This window comes from Trinickia caryophylli (assembly GCF_034424545.1).
Classification (GTDB): Bacteria; Pseudomonadota; Gammaproteobacteria; order Burkholderiales; family Burkholderiaceae; genus Trinickia; species Trinickia caryophylli.
The window spans coordinates 71,469-89,344 of sequence record NZ_CP139971.1 but is presented as its reverse complement, the minus strand read 5'-3'; the positions used below and the strand labels follow the sequence as shown (position 1 = coordinate 89,344).

Annotated in this window: 14 protein-coding genes; 5 read left to right on the top strand and 9 right to left on the bottom strand. The window is 65.8% G+C overall.

Going from position 1 to position 17,876, the window contains the following annotated elements:
- Positions 1–5: 5 nt before the first annotated feature.
- Positions 6–935 (bottom strand): LysR family transcriptional regulator, encoded by a 930-nt coding sequence (locus U0034_RS19725; protein WP_085229825.1) that lies wholly within the window; start codon positions 933–935, stop codon positions 6–8.
- Positions 936–1,073: 138 nt separating this feature from the next.
- On the opposite strand from U0034_RS19725, the gene U0034_RS19720 reads away from it, so the two are divergent.
- Positions 1,074–1,814 (top strand): SDR family oxidoreductase, encoded by a 741-nt coding sequence (locus U0034_RS19720; RefSeq protein WP_085229824.1) that lies wholly within the window; start codon positions 1,074–1,076, stop codon positions 1,812–1,814.
- 96 nt (positions 1,815–1,910) lie between these two features.
- Here U0034_RS19720 and U0034_RS19715 read toward each other — a convergent pair whose 3' ends face one another.
- Positions 1,911–2,882: a helix-turn-helix domain-containing protein gene (locus tag U0034_RS19715; protein WP_085229823.1), complete on the bottom strand. Its 972-nt coding sequence runs from the start codon at positions 2,880–2,882 to the stop codon at positions 1,911–1,913.
- Positions 2,883–2,988: 106 nt separating this feature from the next.
- Between U0034_RS19715 and U0034_RS19710 the strand changes: the two genes are divergently transcribed.
- Entirely contained in the window at positions 2,989–4,236 is a 1,248-nt protein-coding gene (locus U0034_RS19710; RefSeq protein WP_085229822.1) for a DUF1479 domain-containing protein, read from the top strand.
- Positions 4,237–4,309: 73 nt separating this feature from the next.
- Here U0034_RS19710 and U0034_RS19705 read toward each other — a convergent pair whose 3' ends face one another.
- Positions 4,310–4,630, bottom strand: a complete 321-nt coding sequence (locus U0034_RS19705) for a DUF4148 domain-containing protein (RefSeq protein ID WP_085229821.1) — start codon at positions 4,628–4,630, stop codon at positions 4,310–4,312.
- A 327-nt stretch (positions 4,631–4,957) separates the two neighbouring features.
- Here U0034_RS19705 and U0034_RS19700 point away from each other — a divergent pair, with 327 nt between their 5' ends.
- The 3 genes from U0034_RS19700 (at position 4,958) to U0034_RS19690 (ending at position 10,886) form a co-directional block, all read left to right on the top strand.
- Positions 4,958–8,143: an efflux RND transporter permease subunit gene (locus tag U0034_RS19700; RefSeq protein ID WP_085229820.1), complete on the top strand. Its 3,186-nt coding sequence runs from the start codon at positions 4,958–4,960 to the stop codon at positions 8,141–8,143.
- A gap of 84 nt (positions 8,144–8,227) precedes the next feature.
- Positions 8,228–9,424, top strand: a complete 1,197-nt coding sequence (locus tag U0034_RS19695; protein ID WP_085229819.1) for an efflux RND transporter periplasmic adaptor subunit — start codon at positions 8,228–8,230, stop codon at positions 9,422–9,424.
- A gap of 22 nt (positions 9,425–9,446) precedes the next feature.
- Positions 9,447–10,886: an efflux transporter outer membrane subunit gene (locus tag U0034_RS19690; RefSeq protein ID WP_085229818.1), complete on the top strand. Its 1,440-nt coding sequence runs from the start codon at positions 9,447–9,449 to the stop codon at positions 10,884–10,886.
- A 199-nt stretch (positions 10,887–11,085) separates the two neighbouring features.
- Here the strand turns inward: U0034_RS19690 and U0034_RS19685 are convergent, their stop codons facing one another.
- The 6 genes from U0034_RS19685 to U0034_RS19660 all read right to left on the bottom strand — a co-directional run bounded on the left by U0034_RS19685 (position 11,086) and on the right by U0034_RS19660 (position 17,781).
- On the bottom strand, positions 11,086–11,955 hold the full coding sequence (locus U0034_RS19685; RefSeq protein ID WP_085229817.1) for a S66 peptidase family protein: 870 nt from the start codon (positions 11,953–11,955) through the stop codon (positions 11,086–11,088).
- 60 nt (positions 11,956–12,015) lie between these two features.
- Positions 12,016–12,207 (bottom strand): hypothetical protein, encoded by a 192-nt coding sequence (locus U0034_RS19680; protein WP_158243573.1) that lies wholly within the window; start codon positions 12,205–12,207, stop codon positions 12,016–12,018.
- Between the two features lie 692 nt (positions 12,208–12,899).
- Positions 12,900–14,342: a heavy metal sensor histidine kinase gene (locus U0034_RS19675; RefSeq protein ID WP_085229815.1), complete on the bottom strand. Its 1,443-nt coding sequence runs from the start codon at positions 14,340–14,342 to the stop codon at positions 12,900–12,902.
- Complete coding sequence (locus tag U0034_RS19670; protein ID WP_085229814.1) at positions 14,342–15,019, bottom strand: heavy metal response regulator transcription factor; 678 nt, start codon at positions 15,017–15,019, stop codon at positions 14,342–14,344. Before U0034_RS19670 ends, U0034_RS19675 begins: the two co-directional genes overlap by 1 nt.
- A 95-nt stretch (positions 15,020–15,114) precedes the next feature.
- Positions 15,115–17,316, bottom strand: a complete 2,202-nt coding sequence (locus tag U0034_RS19665) for a xanthine dehydrogenase family protein molybdopterin-binding subunit (RefSeq protein WP_085229813.1) — start codon at positions 17,314–17,316, stop codon at positions 15,115–15,117.
- A gap of 3 nt (positions 17,317–17,319) precedes the next feature.
- A complete protein-coding gene (locus U0034_RS19660; protein WP_085229812.1) occupies positions 17,320–17,781 on the bottom strand; it encodes a (2Fe-2S)-binding protein in 462 nt (153 codons plus the stop codon).
- Positions 17,782–17,876: the final 95 nt, after the last annotated feature.

Below are 17,876 nucleotides of genomic sequence, written 5' to 3'. Positions count from 1 at the left end.
TCCGCTCAGTCGTGCCCCTGCCTGTCACCACCCGGCGCACCGAACCGTTCCTCGTAGAGTCCACTGACCCAATCGACGAACACGCGCACGCGCGGCGACAACTGCCGGCGATAGGGGTAGAGCGCCGTCAACGGCAGCGTCGGTATCTTCCATTCGCCAAGCACTTCCACGAGCTGTCCGTCGCGCAGCGCCTGCTCCACGTGAAAGCGCGGCAACTGGATCAACCCGCAACCGCGCAGCGCCGAGACCACGTAGTTCTCGGCATCGCTGACCGATATCCAGCCGGCCACGTCATAGTCGCGCACCGCGCCATCGACGATCACCTGAAAGGGATATTCGCCGGTGCCGCTGCTCGAGAAAAACCTGACGGCCCGATGCGCGGCCAGTTCGTCGGGGTGCTTCGGCATGCCGAACTCGGCCACGTACGCAGGACTCGCGCAGATCACCTGCGGCATGCGTGCCAACGGCTTTGCAACGAGCGACGAATCGCGCGGATTGCCGCCGCGAATCACGCAATCGACGCCTTCGCGAACCAGATCGACGAGCCGATCGCCGCTGCTGACGACGAGTTCGATATTCGGATAGCGGCGGTGGAATTCATCGATGCGCGGCAAGACGATGTGGACCGCATGCGCGCCATGCATGTCGACGCGCAAAACGCCACGCGGGTTCGACGCGACGTGCCGCAGCGACGCTTCCGCGTCGTCGAGTTCGCTCAACACGTGCACGCAGCGCTCGTAAAACGCCTGGCCGTCGAGCGTCGGGCGCACCTGACGCGTCGTCCGCTCGAGCAGCCGCGCGCCGAGCCGGCTTTCGAGTTCCTTGATCGCGTAGGTCGCGCTCGCGCGCGGAATGTCGAGCATGTCCGCGGAGCGGCTGAAACTTCCCGTCTCCACGATGCGGGTGAACAAGCGAAGGGCGTCCAGGCGATCCATGAGCGATGACCGATTATTGAGTTCATTTGAATTGACAACGCAATTTTGCACCATTTATGCAATGCATATAAATGCCGACAATACGTTCCAACAAACAGATAGCCGCATTCCTCGACTCATTCACACAAGGAGCCCGTCATGAACGTCGCCACATCTAAGACCGCTATCGTCACCGGTGCCTCGGGCGGTATTGGCCGTGCCGTTGCGCAGCGCCTCGCCGCCGATGGTTTTTCGATCGTCGTCAACTACGCCGGCAATGCCGACAAAGCGCGGGACACCGTCGCCGCGATCACAGAGGCCGGCGGCAAGGCACTGGCCGTTGCCGGCGATGTCGCCAACGAGGGCGATGTTGCCGCCCTCTACGCGAGTGCCCGCGACGCGTTCGGGCACGTCGACGTCGTGGTCAACAGCGCCGGGATCATGCCGCTTTCGCCGCTGGCTCAACTGGCGGCCGCGGACTTCGACCGCATTATCGCCGTGAACCTTCGAGGCACGTTCCTCATGATCAAGGAAGCGGCCGAGTACCTCGGCGAAGGCGGCCGCTTCATCGCGCTTTCGACCAGCATCATCGCCAAGAGCGCGCCGGGATACGGCGCCTACATCGCGGCAAAGGCCGGCGTGGAGGGGCTCGTGCGCGTATTCGCAAACGAATTGCGTGGCCGCAACATCACCGTGAACGCCGTGGCCCCGGGCCCCGTCGCAACCGAACTTTTTCTGCGCGGCAAAAGCGAGGCGCTGATCGCACAGATCGCAAGCCAGGCCCCGCTCGAGCGCATCGGCGAGCCGGAGGATATCTCGGGCGTGGTCTCGTTCCTTGCGGGCAAGGACGGCGCATGGGTCAACGGGCAGGTTCTGCGCGCCAACGGCGGCTTCGCCTGACCATCCGGCCGGGCAGGCCGACGGGCGCGGATACGCCGGGCACGTGGTCTCGATCGCTTCCGTCTCGATCGCCCGGTCAGCCTCGGCCAGCCTCGGTCAGCCGCGTGCAGCGGGACGCATGCGGCGCGGCGCGGGCTTGCGCTCGAGCGACGGCGGGCGCTCGCTCAACGGCGACGCGCGACGTTCGCCCTCGCGCGGCCCTCCCGCCGCAAACGCCCGCCGGTATTCGGCGGGCGTCATCTGCTTCATCGTCTTGAACTGCCGATTGAAGTTCGCCGCGTTTGCAAAGCCTGAGCGCACGGCAATCATCGACACCGGCAGCGCCGTGTCGATCAGCAGGCGGCAGGCGTGCCCGATCCGCACGCGAGCGATGTAGCGCCCCACGCTTTCACCGATATGCCGCGCGAAGTACCGCGTGAGCGAGCGCTCCGACAGATTGGCGACCCCGCTCAGCAAGGAAAGCGACAACGGCTCCGCAAAGCGCGCCTCGATCGTCGCAAGCACGCGGTCGATCCGTTCCGGCTCGTGCCCCGACGGGCGGCCCGACTGGCCACCGAATGCACTCGGCGAGGCCAGTGGCACGGCTGCGGCATCGGCGAGCAGACAAAGCGTGTCGAGCACGGCCGCAAGGCGCCGCCGTGGCTCGTTCGACAGCAACTCGTCCAGACGCATGCGCATTGCGGCACCCGCCTGCGCATCGAATGCGAGCCCGCAAGCGGAGCGACGCAGCAACCGGTGGAGCGCGCCGTATTCGGGGCAACAATCGCCAAGCCGGCGTGCCCACTCGCCATCGAACCAGACGACGATTGCCACCTGCGGCGCCCCCGCCTCGATCGAACGGTTGGACGCCCAGGTATGCGGCAGATCAGGCGGCACGAGCACGAGATCGTCGCCGCCGTAGGATTCGACAGAATCGCCGATATAGCGCTTGCCGCGGCTGTTCATCGTCAGCGTGAGCTCGTACTCCGGATGGTGGTGCCATTCGAACGGAATCCGTGGCAGCCGGCGATGGTAAATGCGCACCGAGCAGCGCTCGCCGAATTCGACATGTTCGTAGGCAGGCTTCATGGCTGGATACACGGAATAATCGACCGGATAGTATCACTGGCCGGCTGCGGCACACCCTATTCTGCTCGTCACTCCGAGACCGCTCGGCAACCAATTGGAGACGATCATGACCGCACTCGCCATCGACGATTTGCCTTCCGCCATCCGTCGGGCCAAGCGGGAAATCCGCGAAGCACTGCCTCATTACAGAGAGGTCTTCGCACAAGTGGAGGCGGCATTTCAGGAAGAGGCGAGCCGGCTCTCGCAACTGCGCGCGCGTGGGCAGAGCGTCATTCCGGAGCTTGCATTCGCCGATATCGAGCACGGCCGCGTAGGCGCGCAGACGATCGATCTGATCAAACGCCGCGGCGCGTGTGTGATCCGCAACGTCTTCGAGCCGTCGCTCGCCGAGCGCTGGGACCGTGAAATCGCAGAGTACGTGGCCCGCAACCGCCTGGACGAGCGGCTGCAAAATCGCGCGGAGGACAAGTACTTCGGGCAGCTCGCCTCGAGCAAGCCGCAAATCTACGGCATCTATTGGTCAAAGCCCCAAGTGCAGGCACGGCAATCGGCATCGCTGACGGCCGCGCGCGTCTTCCTCAACAAACTCTGGCGCCACGCCAGCGAGGGGCGCGTGCACTTCGATCCCGAACGGGTGCCCGCCTACGCCGACCGGATTCGCCGCCGGCCGCCCGAATCGCAATCGTTGGGGCTCTCCGCGCATTGCGACGGCGGCTCCGTCGAGCGCTGGATCGACCGGGATTTCCGCCGGGTCTACCGGCACGTCTTCGATGGCACGTGGCAGCGCTACGACGCATTCGATGCCGCTTATCGCACCGACGTGCGCGAGATTCCGTCACCGGCCGTCTGCTCGATGTTCCGCACGTTTCAAGGATGGACCGCGCTCACGCCGCAAGGCCCCGGCTGCGGCACGCTGCAGCTCGTGCCGATCGCCAATGCGATGGTCTACATTCTTCTGCGCGCCATTCAGGACGACGTGGCCGACGACGACCTCTGCGGCGCCATGCCGGGCCGCGCCCTGTCGATCAAGCCCGAATGGCACGCTCCGCTCTTCGAGGCGCTCTCGTCGATTCCGCCGATGCAGCCCGGAGACACCGTCTTCTGGCATAGCGACGTGATCCATGCCGTCGAGGACGAGCATCGCGGCAACGGCTACAGCAACGTCATGTATATCGCCTCGGCGCCCTGGTGCGCTAAAAACGAGGCGTATTTGAAGCGGCAATGGGCGAGCTTCGTCGATGGCCGCAGTCCGCCCGATTTCCCCGCGGACGATTTCGAAGTCGACTTCGAAGGCAGAGCCACCGCGCACGACCTCACGCCGCTCGGAGAATCGCAACTCGGCTTCGATCTCTGAATCGTCGAGCACCGCGAGCGGTCCGCCCTCCCGACGCGCGGGCCGCTCGCACGCAGGCGTGCACGACCCACGCTCAATGGCCGGCGTAGAGCGAGCGCAACCGCGCCACGGGCTGTGCGGCATGGCCGGCCTGCGCCCCGCCGTTTTCGTCCGAGCCGCCGACCGACGCGGTGGCAAGCGTACCGTTCGCGGCCGCGACCTTGGCCTCGGCGGATTCGATGTCGGCGGGATACGACGCATCGCTCGCGATCGGGCGATAACCGGCGCTTTCCACCCGCACCAGATCGGCGCGCACTTGCGCCCGTGTCAATCCCCCATCCGTATTCTGCGCAAACGCGAAGAGCGGCGCGGCGAGAAGCGTGGCGAACAGGCTGGCTTTGACGATGGCTTTCATGATGGTGTCCTTTGCGAAGTTGGACGAGCGAGGCTCGTCGATACGCGCTTCGATCCGTGAAGCGTGAATGCATTGTGGATTGCCATCGCTGACCCGACGCTGACCGGAAAATTACAACCTCGTCATCTGCGCCCGAATGCGATCGCCGCCTTCGCGTTCCGCTCGACTCCGCCCGATGGAGCCTTTTCCGGCTGACTCCGGCAGATAACAGCGTTGTAATGAATCGGACAGCCATCGGTCAGCCCCGCGCTTCCACAATCATCGCCACATCAGCCCCGTCCTGCGCCAGGGCATCCGCCCGCGAAGGCCATAGTCAGGAAAAACACCATGTGGATCGTCAGACTCGCGCTGCGCCGGCCGTATACCTTCATCGTGCTCGCCGTGCTGCTTTTCATTCTCGGGCCGCTCGCCGTCATGCGCATGCCCACCGATATCTTTCCGAACATCGACATACCGGTGGTCAGCATCGTCTGGTCGTACAACGGATTTTCGGCCGAAGACATGGCGCAGCGGATCACGTCGAACTACGAACGCGCGCTCACGACGGACGTCGACGATATCGAGCACATCGAATCGCAATCGCTGAACGGCGTATCGGTCATCAAGGTCTTCTTTCATCCGGGTGCGGACATCAACCGCGCCGTGGCGGAGGCCGCCGCGAACGCATCGTCGATACTGCGCATTCTCCCGCCGGGCACGCTGCCGCCGAACATCGTCGTCTATAACGCGTCGACCGTTCCGGTGCTGCAATTGGGTCTCGGCAGCGCATCGCTGCCCGAGCAGACGCTCTACGATCTGGGCAACAGCTTCATCCGTACGCAATTGGCCACGGTGCAAGGCGCGGCGGTACCGCTGCCGTTCGGCGGCAAGGTGCGCCAGATCGTCGTGCAGATCGACCCGCGCGCACTGCAAGCGAAAGGCCTCGCGCCCGTCGACGTCGTCAACGCCGTGAACGCGCAGAATCTGATCCTGCCGGGCGGCACCGCCAAGATCGGTGCACGCGAGTACAACGTCGAGATGAACGGCAGCACTGCCACCGTTGCCGCGCTGAACGATCTGCCGATCAAGACAGTGAAAGGTGGCGTCGTTTATCTGCGCGACGTCGCGCACGTGATCGACGGCTACGCGCCGCAGACCAATATCGTCCGCGCGAACGGCAAGCGCGCGGCGCTGCTTCAGATCGAAAAGACGGGTAGCGCATCGACGCTCGCGATCGTCGATCAGGTCAAGACGATGCTGCCCAAGATTGCGGCGGGGCTGCCGAAAGCACTGCGGATCACGCCGCTCGCCGACCAATCGGCTTTCGTGAAATCGGCGATCAGCGGCGTAGTTCGCGAGGCGGTGATCGCGGCCTGCCTCACCGCCGCGATGATTCTGCTCTTTCTCGGCAGCTGGCGCGCGACGCTGATCGTGGCCGTATCGATTCCGCTCGCCGTGCTCGCCTCGCTGATCGGCCTCGCCCTGCTGGGCCAGACCATCAACGTCATGACGCTCGGCGGCCTCGCGCTCGCGGTGGGCGTGCTCGTCGACGATGCGACGGTGGCCATCGAGAACATCACGCACCATATCGAAAACGGCGAGCCCCTCGAGCAGGCCATCCTTTACGGCTCGGGCGAAATTGCGGCGCCGACGTTCGTTTCGACGATGTCGATCTGCATCGTGTTCGTGCCGATGTTCCTGCTCTCGGGCGTGGCGCGCTACCTGTTCGTGCCGCTCGCCGAAGCCGTCGTCTTCGCGATGTGCGCCTCGTACTTCCTTTCGCGCACGCTGATCCCGACCCTGGCCGTGTATCTGCTGCGAACGCGCAGCGCGCCGCAGCGTGGCCTGGCCGCCGGCGCCACGCGCTTTCAAAAACGTTTCGAAGCGCGCTTCGATGCGATCCGCGACACCTATCGTCATACGCTCGAACGCGCGATCGCAGGCCGCCGCCGGTTCGCACCGCTCTTTTTGCTGCTGTGCGCGGCATCGCTTGCGCTCATACCGTTGCTGGGCCGCGACTTCTTCCCGTCGATCGATGCCGGCGAGATTCGCCTGCACATGCGCGCGCCAACGGGCACACGCATCGAGCAGACAGCCCGTCTCGCCGACGAGGTCGAACAGAAGATCCGCACGGTCATCCCGGCAGCCGAGCAAGGCGCCGTGCTCGACAACATCGGCGTACCCGTGAGCGGCATCAACCTGACCTACGATTCCTCGAATCCCGTCGGCCCCGAAGATGCCGATATTCTCGTTACGCTGAAGCCCGGCCATCACCCGACTTCCGGCTACGTCACACGCCTGCGCACGGTGCTCAATGCCTCATTTCCCGGGGTGACGTTCTCTTTCCTGCCGGCCGATATCGTCAGTCAGATTCTCAACTTCGGGCTGCCGGCGCCTATCGACGTGCAGATCGTCGGCAACCGGCTCGCGCAGAATCGCGTCGTGGCAGACCACCTGCTGTCGCGGCTGCGGCAGGTGCCGGGGCTCGTCGATGCCCATATCCAGCAGCCCGGCGACGCGCCGACGCTCGATGTCGACGTCGACCGCACGAAAGCGATCGAAGCCGGCCTGACCCAGCGCGACGTCGCACAAAACCTGCTCATCGCGTTGTCGGGAAGCTCGCAGACGAGCCCCAACTTCTGGCTCGATCCGCATAACGGCGTCAGCTATCCGGTGCTGACGGAGGTGCCGCAATACGAGATTCATTCGCTCGATACGCTCGCCAACATTCCGCTTTCCACCACGCCGGCCGCGTCGAATCCGCAAAGCCAGCTCGGCACGCTCGGCACGGTTTCCCGCACGGTGCAGCAAGCGGTCGTTTCGCATTACAACGTGCAGCCCGTGCTCGACATCTTCGCGTCGACGCAGGGGCGCGACCTCGGCTCCGTGGCGTCGGACGTCGCACGCATCGTCGACGAGGCGCGCGCGCAACTGCCGGCTGGCTCGTCGATCGTCGTGCGCGGCCAGGTGCAATCGATGCGCGACGCCTTCGTCGGGCTCGGCGCCGGCCTCGCATTCGCCGTGACGCTCGTCTATCTGCTGATGGTCGTCAATTTTCAATCGTGGATCGATCCGCTCGTCATCGTGAGCGGGCTCACGGCATCGTTGGCCGGCATCGCGTGGATGCTGTTCGCGACGCACACGACGCTGAGCGTTCCCGCGCTCACAGGCGCCATTCTTTGCATCGGCATCGCCACGGCGAACAGCATTCTCGTCGTCAACCGCGCGCGCGAGTTGCTCGGCGCCGGCCACGCACCGTTCGATGCGGCGCTCGAAGCCGGTGTGAGCCGCTTCCGGCCCGTCGTCATGACCGCGCTCGCGATGCTGATCGGCATGCTGCCGATGGCCCTCGGTCTCGGCGATGGCGGCGAACAAAACGCGCCGCTCGGCCGCGCCGTGATCGGCGGGCTGCTGTTCGGCACGAGTGCGACGCTGCTCTTCGTGCCGGTCGTGTTCGGCATCGCGCACGCGTGGCTCGCGCGCCGCCGGCCGCCCCAGCCGGCATGCCTGCCGGCACCCGCCGATACGCACTGAATCGTCCCGTCCACGACTTCGACTGCTTCGACCGCTTCGACCTCTTCGACCGTTCAGACCACTTCGCCTTCGCCCTTTGCCATCATGAACACGTCATCGAAACCCTCCCTCCCCGCGCGTGCACCGGCCACACGCGGCAAGCGTCATTGGAAGCTCGCGGCCACGCTCGGCGTCGCGGCAGCGGCCGCGCTCGCGCTCGGCATCGCCCCTCGGCTCCAGGCCCGTTCGGCACTCCGGCAGCAAACCGCTCGAGAGCGAGTCACCACGGTTTCGATCGTGGAGCCGAAACCCGCCAGCACGACGGGCGAGCTGCTGCTTCCCGGCACGGCCATGCCGTTTGCCGATGCCTCGATCTACGCACGCACCAGCGGCTACGTGCGGCACTGGTACACCGACATCGGCACGAACGTTCACGCGGGTGAAACGCTCGCCGTCATCGAAACGCCGGAACTCGATGCGCAACTGCGCCAGGCCCAAGCTGACGAGGCGCTCGCCGAGGCCAATTACGCGTTTGCGCGCAGCACGGCCGCGCGGTGGCAGCAGATGCTCGAGACGCAGTCGGTCTCGCAGCAGGATGCCGACCTGAAGACGAGCGACATGCGGGCCAAGGCCGCGCTGCTCGCGTCCGCCCGGGCCAATGTCGCGCGTCTGACCGAGCTTGTTTCATACGAGAAAGTCACCGCACCGTTCGACGGCGTGGTCACCGCGCGCGACGTCGACGTCGGCGCGCTCGTCACGGCTGGCGGCTCGCCGGGCCTCGCCGCGACTTCCGGCGAGCTGTTCCGTGTCTCGGATACGACCGTCCTGCGTGTTTTCGTCAACGTCCCTCAGTACGATGCCGCTGCGGTCAAGCCCGGGGCCTCGGTCTATCTGACGACCGACCAGTATCCGGGCCGGCACTTCGCGGCGCGGCTCGCGCGCACCGCCGATGCGATCGACCCCGCCACGCGTACGCTGCGCGCCGAAATCGACGTCGACAATCAGTCGGCAACGCTGCTTTCCGGCGCCTACGTGCAGGTGCATCTCGCGCTTGCGGGCCTGCCACCGGCGCTCGAGTTGCCGGCGAGCGCGCTGCTCTTTCGGCCGGGCGGCGTACAGGTGGCCGTCGCAGGCAGCGACGGCAAGGCGCACCTGAAAACGGTCGTGCTGGGGCGCGATTCCGGCACGCGCGTCGCGATCGCCTCGGGTCTGGCCGCAACCGATCGCGTGATCGACAACCCCGGCGACGCGACGACGGACGGCGAACCCGTGCGCATCGTCGCTGCCGCCCATGCGAGCTGATGACGCTCGCCGGAGCCCGACTATGAACGCACTCGCCAAACGCTTCGCCCACCGTTCGCTGATCGCATGTGCAACCGCGCTCTGTACGGCCTGCTCGACCCTGCCGCCTTACGTCCGGCCGACCGTCGACGTTCCACCCCGCTATGCGGGCGCGCCGGCCAACGCGACGGGCAACTGGACGCAAGCCGCACCTGCCGACCATATAGCGCGCGGCCCCTGGTGGATGCTTTTTCACGACGACACGCTCGACCGTCTCGAGGCACGCATCGACGTATCGAACGAACCCGTGCAAGAAGCCGTGGCGCAGTTGCAGGCCGCACGCGCCGCGCTCGATTATCAGCGCGCGGGGTACCTCCCGACCATCGGCGCCGATGTCGACGCATCGCGCACGCGTCTTTCGCAAAACGTGCTGGGCCATTCGCTCGCGGGACGCACCGTACCGGATTACGGCGCGGGCATCGTGGCGAGTTGGGAGCCCGATCTCTTCGGCCGCGTGAAGGACGAGGTCACCGGCGCAGCGGCCAATGCGCAGGCGAGCCGTGCAGACCTCGAATCGGTACGGCTCGCGATGACGAGCGAGCTCGCGCTCGACTATTTCGATCTGCGCGCGCTCGACGTCCAAAAGGCCCTGCTCGACCGGACTGTCACGGCCTATGGCGCGGCACTGCGGATCGTCGAGCAGCAATGGCACGACGGCGCCATCGACGAATCGGCCGTCGCCCAGGCCCGCACTCAGCTCGACAGCACGCGCACGCAGGACACGGATCTCGACGAGCGCCGCGCCCGGCTCCTCCATGCAATCGCTACCCTTGTGGGCGTGCCGGCTTCTTCGTTTGCGCTGTCGCCCGATACGTCGCCCGTCACGGTGCCGGACGTGCCAGCCGGTGTGCCCTCGCAACTACTCGAGCGCCGTCCCGACATTGCGGCTGCCGAGCGCCGCGTGGCGGCGGCGAATGCGCGCATCGGCTCCGCGCGCGCTGCCTGGTACCCGAATCTGCAACTCACGGCGGACGCCGGCCTCGAAAGCACGTTCTTTGCGCCGTGGCTCACGGCGCCGAGCCTCTTCTGGTCGCTGGGTGCGCAACTCGGGGCCACGCTCTTCGACGGCGGGCGACGGCATGCGCTGGAACAAACGGCGCGGGCCGATTACGACGCGACCGTCGCCGACTATCGGCAAACCGTGCTGCTTGCTTTTCAGCAGGTGGAGGACGATTTGTCGTCGCTGCACACGCTTGCGGGCGAAGCCGCGACGCAGGGGCGCGCGACATCGGCCGCGCAACTGTCGCTCTCGCTGACGACGAACCGATATCAGGCAGGCGCGGTCAGCTACCTCGACGTCGTCACGGCACAAACGATCGCGCTCGCCAACGAACGCACGCAGGACGACATCGCGGCGCGCCGCGTCGATGCGACAGTGCGATTGATCGCCGCGCTCGGGGGCGGCTGGCGTAGACGAGAGTGAGCAAGCGTTGGGGTGGCTCACAAAGGGGCCGCTTGCTTCCCGGTTGCGGCACCAGTTTCGGCTGGGGTAGGCTCATCGGCCCCGCAACGCCGGGACCGACGTCCCAACATTACTTCGCGGGACGCCATGGCTAGCGGAATCTGCGAATCTCAACAACCGCCGGTTTTGAATACGCGTTCCTGTCCCTCCAGACTCGACGCTACTCGGCGAACCGAATCGCGCCGTTCTCGATAGCAGCGTGGCTACCGTATTGCCAGGTGATGTTGCGGTGTTCATGTCCGATCGGCAGACCCGAGTAGATCGGCAGACCGAAGCCGCCCAGCACATCGACAAGCATCTGCTCGAGCGTGAAATCTGCGCCATCCGGGATCGGGCAGCGCGTGAATTGCCCGAGCACGAACGCGCGGGCTCCGTCGAACGCACCGCTCAGACGCAGCTGCGTCAGGCTGCGGTCGAGCCGGTAGCCGAACTCCGTCACGTCCTCCAGCAGTACGATCGCGTCGCGTGAGCAAAGCGACCAGCGCGTACCCGCGACGCTCGCGAGCACCGTCACGTTGCCTCCGCGCAGCCGTCCCCGCACCGCACCAGGGGCTCCGGACAAATGCCGCAGGTTCAGCGCGGCGCGTTCGCCGCCGGTCAGGACCGTACGCATGTCGGCACGCGTCACATCGTCGACCTTGGTCGCCAGGCTGTGGAATGTCGGACCATGCAACAAGCGCACGCCGGGTCGGTCTGCGAGGGCGCAGAACAGCGAGGTCGCGTCGGAGAAACCGATGATCGTCTTCGGCGCCGCGATCTCGTCGGGTAGGTGCTCGAGCAGATGCGCGCAACCGAATCCCCCCCGCGCGAGCCAGACGATGTCGATCGACGGATCCATCAGGGCGCGCCGCAGATCGTTCACGCGCTCCTCGGCGGTACCGGCGAAATAGCGGTACCGGCTGCCGATATGCGCGCCCGTCGCGACGCTGAAGCCCCAGCTTTCGACGAGCGCGATGCCGGCCTCGACGGCTTGCGGATCGGGCACACCCGCAGGCGCGACGACGCACACTGTCTTGCGTCTTGATTCCATTGAATGGATACCGTGAGGATAAGAACCCGGTGAATATACCTGACACCGCCTGCGAGCCGCTCACAACTGCGAGGCGATATCGAATGCGCAGGGATGCCGGTCTCCTGCGTCTGCGAATCCGTTTCGCTGCCAGCGCCGCTTGAGAATCACGGTCGATGCGAAATCGCCGACCGAGCGATGCGGGTCCCATTCTATCTGCGAACCGAGCAGCACGTCGATCGGATACACCTCGGAGCCGTCGTCGTTCAGCACGAGATAGTTACGTCGACGCCTTGGACACCAATCGCGAAATTTCGGGGCCCGCTTCTCGAGGATGTACTCGACCATGTGAAAGCAACCGGTACTCACCTCGACATTGTGGCTTACGACGGCTATATCTCCCGAGACATTCCGACTACGGACATCGGGACCTTTCATCCACTGCTGGCCTACAGCAGGAATGGAATCTCACTCAGGCTGAGAGAATCAGCCTTGAAAGAAGACGCCATTCCCCATGCGTCGAACTACGTGTCGCGCGGTCATCCGCCGGGCCACTCTCATTTTTCTGTTGGTCGTCTGAGACGCCGAATCCGCGGTGAACCAAGTTGTCAGCTACCGTATGGCCAAGAAGCGACATATGTGCTGGACTGACGAGCAGGCGCACTGCATGGCGCAGGTCAGGGTTGCGTTTTCGAACAGCGAATTCTCGCCGCGTCGCATCTCGGCGCTCAAGATTGCCGCCTCGCGTTACGGCAATCGCATCGGAGCAGCGCCGGTAGGGAGGCGTCCATCAACCGAAAGCGCAAACCGTGCAACCATCCCATGAGTCACGGAGTCCTGACGAAATCGCCCCCCAACATTTGCGCGCTCTCGCGTAGACCGTATAAATGTGCAACTGCGCGGCCAAGCCGCCCATCTGCGCCGGAGAGCCTTGCTCCGCGAGAAGACCGCGACGGCAGCCGGCGTTACGCCTGTACCTCATGTATCGACGCCACATGCGCCGGAAAAGTAAGAACGAAGCGCGTATGGCCGCGATCGCTTTCGGCATGCACGGTACCCCCGTGCAACCCCATGATCGTGCGGACGATGGCAAGACCCAGGCCCGTCGATCCAGAGAACGACGGATCGCTCTGGCGCGCCGGGTCGGCGCGATAGAAGCGATCGAAAATGCGTTCGAGCAACGCCGGCGCAATCGGCGGGCCCGCATTGATAACGGCAATGCGCACCGCGTCGGGCTGCGTCCGCGCCTCGAGCACGATCTGCTTGCCGCGCGGTGTGTAGCGGATCGCGTTCGAGACGAGGTTGCCGAGCGCGCGGCGCAGAAGGTCGACATCCGCACGCAGCGTGCCGCCGCCCGCAACGCGCAGGCTCACGCCGGCCTCGTCGGCAATGCCCTCGAAATACTGCGCCACGTGCGTGAGTTCCGCGAACGCGTCGATCTCCCGCATGCGCGTGACGAACTGAGGATGCTCTGCGCGCGCCAGAAAAAGCACGCTTTCGATCATGCGCGATATCCGCTCGCACTCTTCGAGGTTCGATGCGAGCACTGTCTGATATTCGTCCACGGATCGGGGCCGGGCGAGCGCGACCTCGGTCGAGCCGCGCAGATTGCCGAGCGGCGTACGCATGTCGTGCGCGAGATCGGCGGTGTACTGGGAGAGACGATCGAAGCCGCGTTGCAGACGCGCGAGCATGGCGTTGAGCGAATCGCGCAATGCCGCCAGCTCCGACGGCAGCTCGTCGGCTTCGATACGCGCATCGAGGCGCTCCACCGTGATGCCGGCCGCGCTTGCGGCCATTTCGCGCAAGGGACGCAGCGCTTCGCGCGCGAGCGCCCAGCCCAATGCGAGCGCCAGCAGCGCGCCCGTGAGCCCGACCGCGTAAAGGCGCTCCCGGTAGCGATCGAGCAGGCGCCAGCGGTCGCTCATGTCGCGCGCCACGACAGCGGTCACCGTCGTGCCGTCGCGCAGTTGCATCGCCGAAGCAAGCCCGCGTACGGGTGCCCCGCGCGGCGCGCGCCACTCGACGATCGATTGTTCCGTGATACGTGCCGAGGCAGGCACCGGCATGCCGGTCATGCTGCCCGGCACCGCCGGCTCCGAAGCCGCGCCGCGGTTGTGCTCGACGAGGACGTTGCCGCCCGCGTCGACGATCTCGAGCGACATGGCCGGATTGCCGAGCACCTGGCTCGTGAGCCGGTCCGCATGCACACGCAGATCGGCCTGCGTATCGAGCTCCTGGGCGAGGCGCCGCAGATGCCGCGCGATCAGCACGATGTCGAGATCGTCCTGTGCCTTGACCTGGCGATCGAGCGCGTAATAGAGCACGCCACCGACGATCGCGAAGACCGCCAACGTGATCCCGGCGAAGGCAAGGGCGAGCCGGGCGCTCAGCGAGCGGCTCGCCATCAGGGCGTCTCTTTCGCTTCGATGACGTAGCCGACACCCCGGACCGTTTGGATCAGCTTGACGGGGAAGTCCTCGTCGATCTTGAGCCGCAGGCGGCGGATGGCCACTTCGACGACGTTCGTATCGCTGTCGAAGTTCATGTCCCAGACATAGGAAGCGATTTGCGTGCGGCTCAGTACCTCGCCCTGGTGGCGCATGAGCAGTTGCAGCAGTGCGAACTCGCGCGGCGTCAGATCGATACGCGCCGAGCCTCGCCGCACGCGCCGCCGGTTGACGTCGATCTCGAGGTCGGCCACGCTCAGCACTTCGCTCTCGCGTGGGGGGCCGCGCCGCGCCAGCGTGCGCACGCGCGCGAGCAGCTCGACGAAGGCAAACGGTTTGACGAGGTAATCGTCCGCGCCCAGTTCGAGGCCGCGCACACGATCGGCGATATCGTCGCGCGCCGTCAGAAAGAGCACGGGCGTGATGCGGAATGCACGCAGCGCCTTCAGCACCGACCAACCGTCCATCGTCGGCAGCATCACGTCGAGAACGATGACGTCGTAGTCCTCTTCCTTCGCAAGCGCGAGCCCCGCGGCGCCGTCGTTCGCGACGTCGACCGAGAGGCCCGACTCCTGGAAGCCTTTTTTCAGGTACGCGCCCGTTTTCGGCTCGTCCTCAATGACCAGTATCCGCATGGCACGCTCGCGACCGCCGTTGAATCCGCCACGATTCTATGCCGAACAGCACCGGCATTGCATCGACGGTCCACCGGCGGCCGCGCCGCGCAGCCTCAGGCCTCGCTCGTGCGCTGCATCGGCAGCACGTAGTTGCGCTTGCCCGTGGCCGCGAACACGGCATTGGCAACGGCGGGGCCAATCGGCGCCACACCGGGCTCGCCCACGCCGGTCGGGGGGAGGCCCGACTGCACGATATGCACCTCGACCTTCGGCATCGCGTCCATGCGCAGCACCTGGTAACCGTCGAAGTTGTTCTGCTCCACACGGCCGTCCTTGAGCGTGATCGCACTGTAGAGCACGGCGCCGAGGCCGAAGCCGATGCCGCCTTCCATCTGCGCCGCGATGACGTCCGGGTTGATCGCCGTTCCGCAATCGACAGCACAGACGACACGGTCGACCTTGACCTTGCCTTCCTTGTCCACCGTCACTTCGGCCACCTGCGCGACATAGCTCTTGAACGCCTCGGCCACGGCAATGCCGCGCCCCTTGCCCCGCGGCAACGGCTTATCGCTCCAGCCGGCCTTCTCGGCCGCCATATCGAGCACGGCCCGCATGCGCGGCTCGTGCGCAAGCAGCTCGCGCCTGAACGTGTACGGGTCTTTCCCCGCCGCATGCGCGGCTTCGTCGATGAATGCCTCGACGGCATAAGCCGTGTGCGAGCTGCCTACCACGCGCCACCACAGCACGGGCACGGGGCTTTGCGTCGTCGTCAGTTCGACCGAGATGTTCGGAATCGCGTACCCGATGTTGGCCGCGCCCTCCACCGAGGTCGCGTCGATGCCGTCTTTCACCATCGCCTGAAACGGCGTGCCGGCGACGATCGACTGGCCGACGATGCGATGGCGCCAACCCGTCAATTGCCCATCCGCACTCAAACCCGCCTCGAGCTTGTGAAAATACATCGGACGGTAGCGCCCGCCGTGGATGTCGTCTTCGCGTGTCCATTGCAGTTTGATCGGCGTACCGTTCGCCCCCATCGCCTTGGCGATCGACACCGCTTCGACGATGTAGTCGGATTCCGCATTGGCGCGCCGCCCAAAACTGCCGCCGGCGTAGAGCGTGTGGATCGCGACCTTGTCCGGGGCGAGCCCGGCAACCCGTGCGGCGTTGCCCTGGTCGATGGTTTGAAACTGGTCGCCGGCCCAGATTTCGCAGCGGTCGGCCGTCAGCTTGACGACCGCATCGAGCGGCTCCATCGGCGCATGCGCCAGATACGGAAATTCGTAGGACGCCGAAATTTTGCGGGCGGCGGCGCCGATCGCCTTCGAGGCATCGCCTTCCACGCGGGCAGGCTTGCCCGCCGTTTCCGCAAGTTTTCTATACTCGCCCATGATGGCCGACGAACTGCGCTTTTCGGCCTGCGTGTCGTCCCATTCGACTTTCAGCGCATCGCGGCCCTGTTTCGCGGCCCAGAAGCTCTTGGCGACGACGGCCACGCCACGCGGCACCTGCACCACGTCGACGACGCCCGGCACCGCCTTCGCAGCCGATGCGTCGAACGACTTCACCGTCGCGCCGAAAAGCGGGGGCCGCTGCATCAGCGCCACGAGCATGCCCGGCAATGCAACGTCGAGCGTGAACTGTGCCGTGCCGTTCGTTTTCGGCGTCGCGTCGACCCGTGGAATCTGCTTGCCGATCAGCGTGAAGTCGGCCGGATCTTTCAGCTTCGCCGTCTGAGGAACCGGCAGTTTCGCGGCTGCCGGCGCGAGCGCCCCGAACGTCGCATGGCGCCCGCTGGCCTTGTGCGTGACCACGCCGCGCTCGACCGTGAGCGACGATTCCGGCACCTTCCACTGCTGGGCGGCCGCGGTGACGAGCATGGCACGCGCCTTGGCGCCGGCCTCGCGCAGTTGCATCCACGAGTTCGCCATGGCCGAGCTGCCGCCCGTGCCCTGAATCTTGCCGAACGCCAGGTTCGCGTAGCGGCTCGCGTCGGCCGGTGCGCTCTCCACGCTGACCTGCGACCAGTCGGCGTCGAGTTCCTCGGCAACGATCGTCGCAATGCCCGTGTAAGCACCCTGCCCCATCTCCACGTGCTTGGCGATCACGGTGACGCGGTTGTCGGGGCTCACACGCAGAAATGCGTTCGGCGCAAAGGTCGTCCCGGGTGCGGTTGCGGCCTCGGCGGCGCGCGGCACGGCGCTCCATTCGAAGCCGATGGTGAGCGCGAGCAGGCCCGCGCCGCCCACGCCTTTCAGAAACCGGCGGCGGGCCGGCAACGGCAACTCGGCGATATCGGTATCCGTCGTCGTCATGGCTTATCCCTTCATCGAATCGGCTGCGTCATGGATGGCGGCGCGAATGCGCGTGTAGGTCGCACAGCGGCAGATGTTGCCGCTCATCGCGGTGTCGATGTCGGCGTCGCTCGGCGCCGGATTGCGCGAGAGCAGCGCCGTGGCCGACATGATCTGGCCGGATTGGCAGTAGCCGCATTGCGGCACCTGCAATTTCACCCAGGCAGCCTGCACCGCCTTGGCTGGCTTCGTCTGCAAGCCTTCGATCGTCGTCACGTGGCGGCCGGCGACGGATGCGAGCGGCAGCACGCACGAGCGTGTCGCCTCGCCGTCGAGATGCACGGTGCAAGCGCCGCATTGCGCCATCCCGCAACCGAACTTCGTTCCATGCAGGCCCGCGACTTCGCGGATGGCCCACAGCAACGGCATGTTGGGATCGGCATCGAGTGTAGTGGGTTTGCCGTTCAAAACGAAAGACGTGGACATCGGCAGCTCCGAAAAGGATTTGCGTGATCGTTCGCCCGCGTCGGCGTCCGTCCGGACTTCAGTGAAGCACGGTTCGATTGGCGGGGAAGCGCGGT